This is a genomic window from uncultured Aquincola sp. (genome assembly GCF_964001545.1).
Classification (GTDB): Bacteria; Pseudomonadota; Gammaproteobacteria; order Burkholderiales; family Burkholderiaceae_C; genus Aquincola.
Genome location: NZ_CAXFDV010000723.1, coordinates 1 through 11937, shown reverse-complemented (window position 1 = coordinate 11937; position 11937 = coordinate 1). Strand labels below are relative to the sequence as shown.

The window sequence follows — 11937 nt, the reverse complement described above, 5'->3', positions numbered from 1 at the left end:
CTCGCCCTCGAAGACTGGTGCGCCGTGATCCTCATGGCCGCGCTGGTGCTCATCACCTTCGCCAACGTGGTGGTGCGCTACTTCAGCAACCAGTCCTTCGCCTGGACCGAGGAGATCTCGGTCTTCCTGATGATCGTGATGACGCTGGTCGGCGCCTGCGCCGCCGTGGCGCGCGACAGGCACATCAAGATCGAGTACCTGCTGGAAGTGGGCAGCGCTGCGCGCCGCCTGCGGCTGCGGCGCTTCGGGGCGCTGTGCACCAGCGGCTTTTTCCTGCTGCTGGCCGGCCTGAGCGTGCGCATGGTGTGGGACGAGTTCCGCTACGGCGAAACCACACCCGCGATCGGCCTGCCGTCGTGGTGGTTCTCCGTCTGGTTGCCGCTGCTGTCGCTGGCCATCGCCGGCCGCGCCCTGGGCCTGTATCGCCGGCTGGGCGCCCGATGATCGCGACCGCGCTGTTCCTGCTGTTCATCGGCCTGATGCTGCTGGGCGTGCCCATCGGCGTGGCGCTGGCCCTGGGCGGCTCTTTCGCCATCGGCTTGGCCAACCCGGACACGATGATGTTCGGCCTGCTGGCCGTGCCGCAGAACTTCTACGCCGGCCTGTCCAAGTACCCGCTGCTGGCCATCCCGATGTTCGTGCTGGTGGGCGCCATCTTCGACCGCTCGGGCGTGGCGCAGCGGCTGGTCAACTTCGCGCTGGCCATCGTCGGCCGCGGGCCGGGCATGCTGCCGCTCGTGGCCATCGCGGTGGCCATGTTCATGGGCGGCATCTCGGGCTCCGGCCCGGCCACCGCCGCGGCCGTGGGCGCGGTGATGATCGCGGCCATGCACCGGGCCGGCTACCCGCCCGCGTTCTCTGCCTCGGTGGTGGGCGCGGCGGCGGCCACCGACATCCTCATCCCGCCGTCCATCGCCTTCATCGTCTATTCGGTGCTGGTGCCGGGCGCTTCGGTGCCGGCGCTGTTCGCGGCCGGCATGGTGCCGGGCCTGCTGGCCGGCTTCGCGCTGGTGGTGCCGGCGGTGTGGCTGGCCCGCAAGCACGGCATGGGCATGCTGGAAGCGCACCTGCCGCGCCCGCCGTTCTGGCCCAGCCTGCTGCAGGCCAGCTGGGGCCTGGCGGCGCCGGTGCTCATCCTGGGCGGCATGCGGCTGGGCTGGTTCACGCCCACCGAGGCGGCGGTGGTGGCGGTGGTCTACGGCCTCTTCGTCGGCATGGTGGTGCACCGCACGATCGGCGTGCGCGACCTCTTTCCCATCCTGCGTGAAGGCGCCGAGCTGTCGGCGGTGATCCTGCTGGTGGTGTCGCTGGCGGGCATCTTTGCGTATGCGCTGTCCACGCTGTCCATCATCGATCCGGTCACCCGCGCCATCGTCAACTCGGGCCTGGGCGAGTACGGCGTGCTGGCGCTGCTGATCACGGTGATGATCGTCGCCGGCATGTTCCTGGATGGCGTGTCCATCTTCCTGATCTTCGTGCCGCTGCTGCTGCCCATTGCCAACCATTACCACTGGGACCTGGTGTGGTTCGGCGTGCTGCTCACGCTGAAGGTGGCGCTGGGCCAGTTCACGCCGCCGATGGCGGTGAACCTGATGGTGTCCTGCCGCATCGCCCGCGTGCGCATGGAAGCCACGGTGCCCTGGGTGGGCTGGCTGCTGGCCGCCATGGGCAGCGTGATGCTGCTGGTGATCGTGTTCCCCGAGCTGGCGCTGTGGCTGCCGCGCCGTTTGGGATATTGAGTCAACGAGGAGACGACGATGAAACGACGTGCGATGAACGCCGCCCTGTCCGCCCTGGCGGTGGCTGCGCTGGGCCTGCTCGGCCCCGCGGCCCAGGCCCAGAACTACAAGGCCGAATACAAGCTGTCCACCGTGGTGGGCACGGCTTTTCCGTGGGGCAAGGGCGGCGAGATCTGGGCCGAGCTGGTCAAGCAGCGCACCAATGGCCGCATCAACATCAAGCTGTACCCGGGCACGTCGCTCGTGCAGGGCGACCAGACGCGTGAGTTCACCGCCATCCGCCAGGGCGTGATCGACCTGGCCGTGGGCAGCACCATCAACTGGTCGCCGCAGGTCAAGGAACTCAACCTGTTCTCGCTGCCCTTCCTGATGCCCGACTACGCGGCGATGGACGCCATCACCCAGGGCCCGGTGGGGCAGGACCTGTTTGCGCTGGTGGAAAAGGCCGGCGTGGTGCCGCTGGCCTGGGGCGAAAACGGCTACCGCGAGATCAGCAACAGCAAGCGCGACATCCGCAAGCCCGACGACATGAAGGGCCTGAAGATCCGCGTGGTGGGCTCGCCCCTCTTCATCGACACCTTCACCGCGCTGGGCGCCAACCCCACGCAGATGAGCTGGGCCGACGCCCAGCCCGCGCTGGCCAGCGGCGCGGTTGACGGGCAGGAGAACCCGCTGTCCATCTTCACCGCCGCCAAGCTGCCCACGGTGGGCCAGAAGCACCTGACGATGTGGGGCTACGTGGCCGATCCGCTGATCTTCGTCGTCAACCGCGACGTGTGGCAAAGCTGGACGCCGGCCGACCGCGAGATCGTCAAGCAGGCCGCCATCGACGCCGGCAAGCAGGAGATCGAGCTGGCCCGCAAGGGCCTGGCCGAAGCCGACCCGGCGGTGCTGAAAGACATCGCAGCCGGCGGCGTGACGGTCACCCGCCTGTCGCCTGCTGAACGTGAGGCCTTCGTCGCCGCCACCCGGCCGGTGTATGACAAGTGGAAGAGCAGCATCGGCGCGCCGCTGGTGACCAAGGCCGAGCAGGCCATCGCCGCGCGCAAGAAGTAAGCGGCGTGCAGCCCGGGGCAGGGCGGCGTTAGGGATTGCAAAATTTAACGACTGCGTCACAGCCCGACGCGATAGTTCACGCTCCTACAAGCAGTACCGAGGAGTAAGACATGTTCCACGCCCGACCCCTGGCCGCCCTGGCGCTGGCCGCCGCCACGCTGGCCTCGCCGCTGGCCGCGCAGGCCGCGCTCAACACGCTGGACGGCAAGGCGCCGCTGGTCATCGCCCACCGTGGCGCCAGCGGCTACCTGCCCGAGCACACCCTGGGCGGCTACGAGCTGGCGGTGAAGATGGGCGCCGACTACATCGAGCCCGACCTGCAGCTCACCAAGGACGGCCAGCTGGTGGCCATGCACGACACCACGCTGCAGCGCACCACCAACGTGGCCGATCTGTATGGCAAGCGCAATGGCGCCTACAACGTCTCTGACTTCACGCTGGCCGAGATCAAGACGCTGACCGTCAAGCCCACCGGCGGCCTGGCCTCCACCAGCTACAACGGCTTCACGCCCAGCTCGGCCGATCCGTACCGCGTGCCCACCTTCCAGGAAGTGATCGACCTGGCCAAGTCGCAGAGCGCGCTCACCGGCCGCCAGATCGGCATCTACCCCGAAGCCAAGCAGGCCGACCCGCTGATGGAGGACCTGATCCTCAGCACCCTGGTGAGCAACGGCTACAAGGGCAGCGACAAGGTGTTCATCCAGTCGTTCAGCGCCGACACCATCAAGAGCATCCACGCCAAGCAGCAGGCGATGGGCGCCGACTTCCAGCTGGTGGTGCTGGGCAGCGCCAGCGCCATCAACACCCTGGGCCTGGCCAACATCGCCCAGTACGCCGATGGCGTGGGCGTGTCCATCACCAGCAACGGCATGGGCCAGAGCTTCATCGAGGCGGCGCATGCCAACCAGCTGAAGGTGCACGGCTACACCTTCAGCAAGTTCGACGACAGCGCCAGGCAGCAGTACCTGGACTGGTACGGCTACGGCATCGACGGCGTGTTCAGCAACTACACCGACAAGGCGCTGGCCGCCCGCACCGAGTTCCTGGCCGCCGCGGTGCCCGAGCCCGGCACCTGGGCGATGTTCGGCCTGGGCCTGGCCGGCCTGGCGGTGTTCGGCCGCCGCCGTGCTGCCGCCGCCACGGCGGCCTGAGCAGCGGCTGCGATACCGTTGTAACCCCAGCCCCCGGCGGGGCTGATTTGCCCCTGCCGGCGGCGGTCCATCCGGGTTTGCGCCAACAATGCGGCCCATGGACCAGTTCAAAGCCATGCGCACCTTCGTGCGCGTCATCGACGAAGGCAGCTTTGCCGGCGCCGCCCGCTCGCTCGACGTGGCGCCGGCCGTCGTCACCCGCGTCGTCGCCGAGCTGGAGGGCCACCTCGGCACCCGGCTGATCAACCGCACCACGCGCCGCATCGCGCTCACCGAGATCGGCGAGCAGTACCTGGAGCGGGCGCGCCTGATCCTGGCCGAGGTGGAAGAGGCCGAAGCCCTGGCCAGCAGCGCCCAGCGCGAGGCGCGCGGCATCGTGCGGCTGCGCGTGCCGCCGGCCTTTGCGGTGCACCGGGTGGCGCAGCTGCTGCCGGCCTTCCACAAGCAGTACCCGCACGTCACGGTCGAGATCAACGCCTTCGGCGCGGTCGACGACATCGACGATTCGCAGGACATCACCATCCTGTGGAAGCGCGGCGCGCTGGACGGCGAATTCGTCGCCCGCCGCCTGGCCCGCAGCGAGGTGGTGCTGTGCGCCGCGCCCGAGTACCTGGACCTGCACGGCCGGCCCAGCCACCCGCGCGAGCTGAGCACGCACAAGATCCTGATTCCGCCGGTCTCGGAGATGCAGAACGGCCTGACCTTCTACCGTGGCGTGTGGAGCGAGGGCGAGCCCGAGGCCGAGGCGGTGTCGCTGGTGCGGCCCGGCCCTTCGCCGATGAGCTCGCTCAACACCGACGTGAACTACGCCGGCGCGCTGGCGGGCCTGGGCATCGCCGGGCTGCCGTCCTTCATCGCCGGTGATGCGCTGGTGGAGCAGGCGCTGGAGCGGGTGCTGCCGGAGTGGCAGCTGTTCACCTTCACGCTGTGGGCCTGCATGCCTTCGCGCAAGCATGTGCCGGCGCGCACGCGGGCGCTGCTGGAGTTTCTGGTCAGCAGCTTCGGCGGTGAAGACCGCGACCCCTGGCTGGAAGCCGCGGGCTGCCCGACGCTGGATTGCGAGGGCTCGGCCGCTTCAGCGCAGCGAATAGGCGATCTCGCCGCGCATGCCTGACAGCGGCTCGATCAGCGGCAGCAGCGGGCCCAGCTCGCGGTAGCGCCGCGCCACTTTGGTGGCGTAGGCGAAAAAGCGCGGCAGGTCCTCGGCGTACTTGGGCTTGCCGTCGCGGTGCTTGAGGCGGCAGAAGATGCCCAGCACCTTCAGGTGGCGTTGCAGGCCCATCCACTCCACTTGGCGCCAGAACTCGCCGAAGTCGTCGGGCACCGGCAGGCCGGCCTTGCGGGCCTGTTCCCAGTAGCGGGCGGCCCAGTCGATCTCGCGTTCTTCCTCCCACGAGATGAAGGCATCGCGCAGCATCGAGGCCACGTCGTAGCTCAGCGGGCCGCGCACCGCGTCCTGGAAGTCGAGGATGCCCGGGTTGGGGTCGCACACCATCAGGTTGCGCGGCATCCAGTCGCGGTGCACCGCCACCTGCGGCTGCGCCAGCGCGCTGTCGGCCAGCCGGCGGGTAACGTGGGCCCAGTGCTTGTGTTCCGTCTCGCCCCAGGTGACGCCGAATTCCTTGGCCACGCACCATTCAGGAAACAGCGCCATCTCGCGCTGCAGCAGCGCCTCGTCGTAGACGGGCAGGCCGCTCGCGTCCACCTGCTGCTGCCAGTGCACCAGGGCCTGGATGGCCTGGCGCATCAGCTGGTCGATCTGCTGCGGGCCGCCGTCCTGCAACGCTTGCAGGTACAGCTGGTTGCCCAGGTCGGTGAGCAGCAGGAAGCCGCGTGCCTCGTCGGCCGCCAGCACCTGCGGCGCATGCAGCCCGGCGCGCTGGATGCGGCCGGCGATGTCGATGAAAGGCCGCACGTCTTCCTGCGGCGGCGGCGCGTCCATCACCACGAAGCTGCGGTGGCCGTCGGCATCGACGCGGAAGTAGCGGCGGAAGCTGGCATCGGCCGAAGCCGGCCGCAGGCTGGGCAGCTGCAGACCATGTTGGGTGGCCAGCGGTGCCAGCCATTGCTGGAACTGGGCCTGGCGCTCGGCGCTGGGCCAGGCGATGTCGGGCGAAGAAGGCGCGGTCATAATCGATTCTACAAATCGCCCCGGTGTCGCCGATGCGGCTGCGCGCCGCCCCGCCGGGGTGGCGCGGCCCACGCGCCGGACGTTCCAGCCGACGTTGTCCCCGAGTTGCCTTTGACGCGCCCCAACCCTTCGCACCTGGCCTGGCTGCGCGCCTGCATGCCCACCCCGCTGGCGATGGCCGCCGCCCTGTGCTGTGCGCAGGCCGGGGCGCAGCCGGCGCCCGCCGCACCGGCGGCTTCCGCCGCTGCCGCCTCCTCGCCTGCCGCTTCTTCTCCTGCCGCGGCCTCAGCGACGCCCGCTGCCGCTGCGGCCAGCCCCGCCGGCCAGCCGGTGCTGCTGCAGGCCGACCGCATCAGCGGCCGCCCCGACCTGGACGCCGTGGCCGAAGGCAATGCCGAGCTGCAGCGCGGCCCGCTGACCATCCGCGCCGACAAGCTCAGCTACGACAGCGTGGGCGACCTGGCCCGGGCACAAGGTAACGTGCGCATCACCCGCGGCGAAGACCGCTTCACCGGCCCCGAGGTGCAGATCCAGCTGCAGCGCTTCGAGGGCTACTTCCTGCAGCCCGAGTACTTCTTCCCGTCCACCGGCGCCGGCGGCAAGGCCGACCGCATCGACTTCATCGACGACCAGCGCTCGCAGCTGTGGGGCGCCACCTATTCGTCCTGCGGTGCCGACGGCACCGGCACGCCGGCCTGGCTGCTGAGCGCCGACCACATCAAGCTCGACCGCGAAGCCAACGAAGGCGTGGCCGAAGGCGGCGTGCTGCGCTTTTACGGCGTGCCCATCCTGGCCGCGCCCAGGCTCAGCTTTCCGCTGACCGACGAGCGCAAGTCGGGCTGGCTGCCGCCTTCGTTCGACGTGGACAACAAGAGTGGCCTGGGCCTGGGCGTGCCCTACTACTGGAACATCGCGCCCAACCGCGACGCCACCATCACGCCCACGGTGATGACGCGCCGCGGCTTTGCGGCCGAGGCGCAGTTCCGCTACCTGGAGCCCAGCTTCCGCGGCGAGATCGACCTGCATGCGCTGCCCGACGACCGCGTGACCAACACGTCGCGGCACGCCATCCGGCTGTTCCATGAGGGCGATGCGCCGCAGGGCATCCACTACGCGGTGCGCAGCCTGCGGGTGTCCGACGACCAGTACTGGAAAGACTTCTCCAGCCAGGCCAGCTCATGGACGCCGCGGCTGCTGGCCACCGACCTGCAGGCCGACCGCAGCTTCCGCTGGAACGGCATCGACGCCACCGCCTACGCCCGCGTGCAGCAGTGGCAGGTGCTGCAGCAGGACGACGCGCGCATCGTGGCGCCGTACCAGCGCAGCCCGCAGCTGGGCCTGCGTGGCAGCAGCGCGCTGGGCGGCGGCTTCGAGGCCGCGTTCGAGACCGAGATCAACCACTTCAGCCGGCCCACCAACGGCCAGCTCGACCTGCTGCCCACCGGCACCCGGCTGCATGCGCTGGGCAGCATCAGCCGGCCCTGGCGCGGCCCGGGCTGGTGGCTGGTGCCCAAGGTGGCGGTGAACGCCGCGCAGTACCAGATCGACCGCTCGGCCGGCGGCCTGTACGACAGCAGCTCGCGCACCATTCCCACCGTCAGCGTCGATGGCGGCATGGTGTTCGAGCGCCAGGCCACCTGGTTCGGCCAGGCCATGCGCCAGACGCTGGAGCCGCGGCTGCTGTACGTCAACACGCCCTATCGCGAGCAGCGCAACACGCCCAACTTCGATGCCTGGGGCAAGGACTTCAACGCCGTCTCGGTCTACAGCGAAAACGAGTTCTCCGGCGTCGACCGCGTCTCCGACAGCAACACGCTGACGGCCGGCGTCACCACGCGCCTGCTGGACGCCACCACCGGCGTCGAGAAGCTGCGCCTGGGCGTGGCGCAGCGGCTGCAGTTCCGCGACCAGCGCGTGGTGGCCAACCCCGATGGCACGCCCAACATCGATTCGGTGCCCGAGGGCGCGCCCGACACCCAGCGGCTGTCGGACCTGCTGCTGTTCGGCACCGCCACGCTGTCGCCCCGGTGGATGGTGGACGGCGCCGTGCAGTACGACCCCGAAAGCCGGCGCACCGTGCGTTCGCTGCTGTCCACCCGCTATTCGCCCGGGCCGTTTCGCACGCTCAGCGCCAGCTATCGCCTCACCCGCAACCTCAGCGAGCAGCTGGAGCTGGGCTGGCAGTGGCCGCTGTTCCGCCGCAGCGCCGAGCAGGCCCGCGCCAACGCAGGCGCCGGTGCCTGCAGCGGCACGCTGTATGGCGTGGGCCGCCTGAACTACAGCCTGCGCGACAGCCGCGTCACCGATTCCATCGTGGGCATGGAGTACGACGCCGGCTGCTGGATCGGCCGCGTCGTGGCCGAGCGGCTGTCCACCGGCCGCAGCGAAGCCACCACCCGGCTGCTGCTGCAGCTGGAGCTGGTCGGCCTGTCACGCCTCGGTTCCAACCCGCTCAAGGTCTTGAAGGACAATGTGCCCGGCTACCGCCTGCTGCGCGAAGACCGTGACGGCGGCGACGACGCGGCCGCCCAGGCCGCCTTCTGACCTCCGCCGACCCCCCTGCTGAACCCGCCTCCCGCTCGATGAAACAAGCTTTGCTCTCGAAGGCGCTGGCCTTCACCCTGTGCTGCGGGGTCGTCGTCTCCGCCTCGGCCCAGATCGCCGCGCCTGGCCGCGTGCCCGTGCGCCAGGCCGACCACATCGCGGCCATCGTCAACCAGGAACTGGTCACCGCCTTCGAGGTGGAACAGCGCCTGGCCCGCGTGCGGGAAGAAGCGGCCAACGCCCGCCAGACACTGCCCGACGAAGCCGAGCTGCGCAAGCAGGTGCTCGAGCTGCTGATCGAAGAACGCGCCATCCTCAGCTTCGCGCGCGACAGCGGCGTCAAGATCGAGGACCCGGAGCTGGACCGCGCGGTGGCCGGCGTGGCCGCGCAGAACCAGCTCACGATGGCCCAGCTGCGTGAGCGGCTGCGCCGCGAGGGGCTGGACTACACCCGCTTTCGCAACAACCTGCGCGACCAGATGATGATCGAGCGGGTGCGCGAACGGGAAGTGCAGTCGCGCATCAAGATCAGCGACGCCGAGATCGACGCCGCCATCGAGCGCCAGCGCCAGCAGGCCGCGGCGCAGCCTGAGATCGACATCGCCCAGGTGCTGGTGACGGTGCCCGAAGGCGCCAGCGACGCCGTGGTGGCCGAGCGCCGCGCCAGGGCCGAGGCGGCGATGGCCCGCATCAAGGCCGGCGAGCCGTTTGCCACCGTGGCCCGCGAGGTGTCGGAAGACGCCAACCGCGAGCGTGGCGGCCAGATCGGCCTGCGGCCCGTGGCCCGCCTGCCCGACGTGTTCGTGACCGCGGTGGCCAACCTCAAGGCCGGCGAAGTGGCGCCCACGCTGCTGCGCACCGGTGCCGGCTTCCACATCCTGAAGGTGGTCGACCGCAAGGACGGCGGCGCGCTGCAGGTCACGCAGACGCATGCCCGCCACATCCTGCTGCGGCCCTCGGCCCAGGTGCCGGCCGAGGTGGCCGTGCGCCGGCTGGAAGAGTTCCGCCAGCAGATCGAAAGCGGCAAGGCCAGCTTCGAGGCCCTGGCCCGCGCCAACTCCGAGGACGGCAGCGCGCCGCTGGGCGGCGACCTGGGCTGGACCTCGCCGGGCAGCTTCGTGCCTGAGTTCGAGGAGGCGATGAACCGCCTGCCGCTGGGCGGCATCTCGGCGCCCGTCACCTCGCGCTTCGGCGTGCACCTGATCCAGGTGGTCGAGCGCCGCGTGGTCAACGTCGACCCCAAGCAGCTGCGCGAGCAGGCCCGCAATGCGCTGCGCGAGCAGAAGTTCGACGACGCCTACAACGAGTGGGTGCGTGAGCTGCGCGCCCGTGCCTACGTCGAGCTGCGCGAAGCGCCCCAGCAGCCTTGAAGCACATCGCGCGCAAGCGCTTCGGGCAGCACTTCCTGTCCGACGGCTACGTGATCGAGGCGATCGTCGACGCCATCGACCCGCAGCCAGGCCAGGCGCTGGTGGAAATCGGCCCCGGCCTGGGCGCCATCACCCAGCCGTTGAAGGCGCGCTGCCAGCAGCTCACCGTGGTCGAGCTGGACCGCGACCTGGCCGCCCGCCTGCGCAAGCAGGACGGCCTGACGGTGGTCGAGTCCGACGTGCTGAAGGTGGACTTCGCCGCGCTGCAGGCCGAGCGTGGCCAGCCGCTGCGGGTGGTGGGCAACCTGCCGTACAACATCTCCACGCCCATCCTCTTTCACCTGCTGGGCGCGGTGCAGGCGGTGCAGGACCAGCACTTCATGCTGCAGAAGGAAGTGGTCGACCGCATGGTGGCCGAGCCCGGCAGCAAGGCCTACGGCCGGCTGTCGGTGATGCTGCAGTGGCGCTACCACATGGAGCTGGTGATCGACGTGCCGCCCGAAGCCTTCGATCCGCCGCCGCGGGTGGAGTCGGCCGTGGTGCGCATGCTGCCCTGGCCCACGCCGGCGGCGGTGGACGTGGCGCGGCTGGAAGAGCTGGTGGCGGTGGCTTTCTCGCAGCGGCGCAAGGTGCTGCGCAACACGCTGGGCCACTGGCTGGAAGAACGTGGCTTTGCCGGCGACTTCGACCTGGCGCGCCGCGCCGAGGAAGTGCCGGTGGCCGAGTTCGTGGCGCTCGCGGCTGCCGTCTGAAAAGCACAACGGCGGCCCGAGGGCCGCCGTTGTCAGTAAAAAGATTCGACGAAGCGCTGCCTCAGGCAGCGTTCAGCCACATCGCGGTATCGAAGGCGCTGCTCATCATCGGCATGTTCATGCCGAAGTTGTTGTTCGCAGCCGCCTTGGAAGTGCTCTTCGGCTTGGCAGTCGTCGTCTCTTGGGCCGTCTCAGCAGCCCGCTCCCATGACCCGTTTTCCTGGGAGCGGGCTACTGAAAAGAATAAAAACATCGGAACGGTATCTTCCGATCGGCCCAGAAGTCTGCGGCATCCCGGAACACGTCGAGCAGCTGCTCGCGCGCTTCGCGGTCGAAGCGGGCGTTGTCGGGCAGCTGTTCGAGCACGACCACGAAGCCGGGCTGCGTGCCCGACTTGTGGACCAGGTCCGTCATGCAGTCGTAGAGGGCGTCCAGGTTCTTGCCGAAGTGCGCCGGGAACAGGAAGGACTCGGCAATGGCCTCCAGCACTTCCTGTTTCGACTGAGCGTTGCTCAGGTTCGCGTACAAGAAATGCTGCCCGACCTCCTGGGCGGACTTCATGAGGTCATCGACGCGGTAGGCGCGGATGGCCTGGACGATGTTCGGACGGACGGTCTGCAAGAGCATGGTCGCGATCCTCCTGGGTTCAAGAGCTGGAAACGTCGGTCACTGCGCAATCCGGCGAAAGCTCGCGTAGTGGTCGTCGGTGTAGTAACAGGCTTCCGGTTGGGTGGCTTGCTGACCGCCACACACGATGCGCCGTGCGCCGCGGTTGCGTGCGCCCGGTGTCTTGACCGTGTATTCGCGGTAGTAACCTCTCGCCTGTCGGGGCAGCAGGCGTTCGCGGTTGCCGAACACACTGCCGTCCTTGTCGTGCGGGAAGGGGCCACCAGCCCGGATGAGGCGTTCCGTGTGCTGTGCCTCGGCAGGCAGCTGCGACAAGCTGACGACGCTGCTGACGGCGGCACCCGGCTCCTGAGGCGATGGCTTGGCAAGCGAGACCGAAGCCGAGCCTGCCAACATCACCGCGGCCCCGAGGGTGAGCCCCAACTTGCGGAGGCGCTGCACCAAAGAAGACCGTTGGGCCTGAGTCACGGGGTTAACCCTGAAACCTGAAAGCCGGAATGGTACCGACTCAGGTGCAAAAGCTCAAGCCGATGCCTCAGTTTCGGGCAATGGCCTGAGGTTATGAGT

At 69.3% G+C, this 11937-nt stretch carries 12 protein-coding genes; 8 read left to right on the top strand and 4 right to left on the bottom strand.

Features of this window, described 5'->3' with window-relative positions:
* The 5 genes from ABNT58_RS25500 to ABNT58_RS25480 form a co-directional block, all read left to right on the top strand.
* The coding region (locus tag ABNT58_RS25500; protein ID WP_348756182.1) for a TRAP transporter small permease subunit at positions 1 to 444 on the top strand (444 nt) is incomplete at its 5' end.
* Positions 441 to 1739, top strand: coding sequence for a TRAP transporter large permease (locus ABNT58_RS25495; protein ID WP_348756181.1), 1299 nt, complete (start codon positions 441 to 443; stop codon positions 1737 to 1739). The genes ABNT58_RS25500 and ABNT58_RS25495, both read left to right, overlap by 4 nt.
* An 18-nt stretch (positions 1740 to 1757) precedes the next feature.
* Positions 1758 to 2795, top strand: a complete 1038-nt coding sequence (locus tag ABNT58_RS25490) for a DctP family TRAP transporter solute-binding subunit (protein WP_348756180.1) — start codon at positions 1758 to 1760, stop codon at positions 2793 to 2795.
* Positions 2796 to 2905: 110 nt separating this feature from the next.
* Positions 2906 to 3946, top strand: a complete 1041-nt coding sequence (locus ABNT58_RS25485; protein ID WP_348756179.1) for a glycerophosphodiester phosphodiesterase family protein — start codon at positions 2906 to 2908, stop codon at positions 3944 to 3946.
* Positions 3947 to 4043: 97 nt separating this feature from the next.
* The gene (locus ABNT58_RS25480) at positions 4044 to 5060 is read left to right on the top strand and encodes a LysR family transcriptional regulator (RefSeq protein WP_348756178.1); all 1017 of its coding nucleotides are present in this window, start codon (positions 4044 to 4046) and stop codon (positions 5058 to 5060) included.
* On the opposite strand, the gene ABNT58_RS25475 is transcribed toward ABNT58_RS25480, so the two are convergent.
* The gene (locus ABNT58_RS25475) at positions 5022 to 6077 is read right to left on the bottom strand and encodes a phosphotransferase (protein ID WP_348756177.1); all 1056 of its coding nucleotides are present in this window, start codon (positions 6075 to 6077) and stop codon (positions 5022 to 5024) included. The two genes, ABNT58_RS25480 and ABNT58_RS25475, sit on opposite strands and share 39 nt — an antisense overlap.
* A gap of 111 nt (positions 6078 to 6188) precedes the next feature.
* Here ABNT58_RS25475 and lptD point away from each other — a divergent pair, with 111 nt between their 5' ends.
* The 3 genes from lptD to rsmA are packed head-to-tail and all read left to right on the top strand — an operon-like array spanning position 6189 to position 10743.
* On the top strand, positions 6189 to 8621 hold the full coding sequence (lptD, locus tag ABNT58_RS25470; RefSeq protein ID WP_348756176.1) for an LPS assembly protein LptD: 2433 nt from the start codon (positions 6189 to 6191) through the stop codon (positions 8619 to 8621).
* 38 nt (positions 8622 to 8659) lie between these two features.
* Entirely contained in the window at positions 8660 to 9991 is a 1332-nt protein-coding gene (locus tag ABNT58_RS25465) for a peptidylprolyl isomerase (protein ID WP_348756175.1), read from the top strand.
* A complete protein-coding gene (gene rsmA, locus ABNT58_RS25460) occupies positions 9988 to 10743 on the top strand; it encodes a 16S rRNA (adenine(1518)-N(6)/adenine(1519)-N(6))-dimethyltransferase RsmA (protein ID WP_348756174.1) in 756 nt (251 codons plus the stop codon). Before ABNT58_RS25465 ends, rsmA begins: the two co-directional genes overlap by 4 nt.
* 61 nt (positions 10744 to 10804) lie before the next feature.
* Here rsmA and ABNT58_RS25455 read toward each other — a convergent pair whose 3' ends face one another.
* From ABNT58_RS25455 to ABNT58_RS25445, 3 genes are read right to left on the bottom strand one after another with little or no spacing between them, the layout of a single operon-like run.
* The gene (locus ABNT58_RS25455; protein WP_250197975.1) at positions 10805 to 10996 is read right to left on the bottom strand and encodes a hypothetical protein; all 192 of its coding nucleotides are present in this window, start codon (positions 10994 to 10996) and stop codon (positions 10805 to 10807) included.
* The gene (locus ABNT58_RS25450; RefSeq protein WP_348756173.1) at positions 10975 to 11370 is read right to left on the bottom strand and encodes a barstar family protein; all 396 of its coding nucleotides are present in this window, start codon (positions 11368 to 11370) and stop codon (positions 10975 to 10977) included. The genes ABNT58_RS25455 and ABNT58_RS25450 overlap by 22 nt, the downstream gene beginning before the upstream one ends.
* A gap of 39 nt (positions 11371 to 11409) precedes the next feature.
* Positions 11410 to 11766 carry a ribonuclease gene (locus ABNT58_RS25445; RefSeq protein WP_348756183.1) on the bottom strand — a complete coding sequence of 119 codons (357 nt, stop codon included), beginning with the start codon at positions 11764 to 11766 and terminating at the stop codon, positions 11410 to 11412.
* Positions 11767 to 11937: the final 171 nt, after the last annotated feature.

Coding starts and splice junctions, on each gene's coding strand:
- ABNT58_RS25495 (WP_348756181.1), top strand. CDS start 441: ATGATCGCGACCGCGCTGTTCCTGCTGTTCATCGGCCTGATGCTGCTG.
- ABNT58_RS25455 (WP_250197975.1), bottom strand. CDS start 10,996: ATGTTTTTATTCTTTTCAGTAGCCCGCTCCCAGGAAAACGGGTCATGG.
- ABNT58_RS25450 (WP_348756173.1), bottom strand. CDS start 11,370: ATGCTCTTGCAGACCGTCCGTCCGAACATCGTCCAGGCCATCCGCGCC.
- ABNT58_RS25480 (WP_348756178.1), top strand. CDS start 4,044: ATGGACCAGTTCAAAGCCATGCGCACCTTCGTGCGCGTCATCGACGAA.
- ABNT58_RS25485 (WP_348756179.1), top strand. CDS start 2,906: ATGTTCCACGCCCGACCCCTGGCCGCCCTGGCGCTGGCCGCCGCCACG.
- ABNT58_RS25445 (WP_348756183.1), bottom strand. CDS start 11,766: ATGTTGGCAGGCTCGGCTTCGGTCTCGCTTGCCAAGCCATCGCCTCAG.
- ABNT58_RS25475 (WP_348756177.1), bottom strand. CDS start 6,077: ATGACCGCGCCTTCTTCGCCCGACATCGCCTGGCCCAGCGCCGAGCGC.
- ABNT58_RS25465 (WP_348756175.1), top strand. CDS start 8,660: ATGAAACAAGCTTTGCTCTCGAAGGCGCTGGCCTTCACCCTGTGCTGC.
- ABNT58_RS25490 (WP_348756180.1), top strand. CDS start 1,758: ATGAAACGACGTGCGATGAACGCCGCCCTGTCCGCCCTGGCGGTGGCT.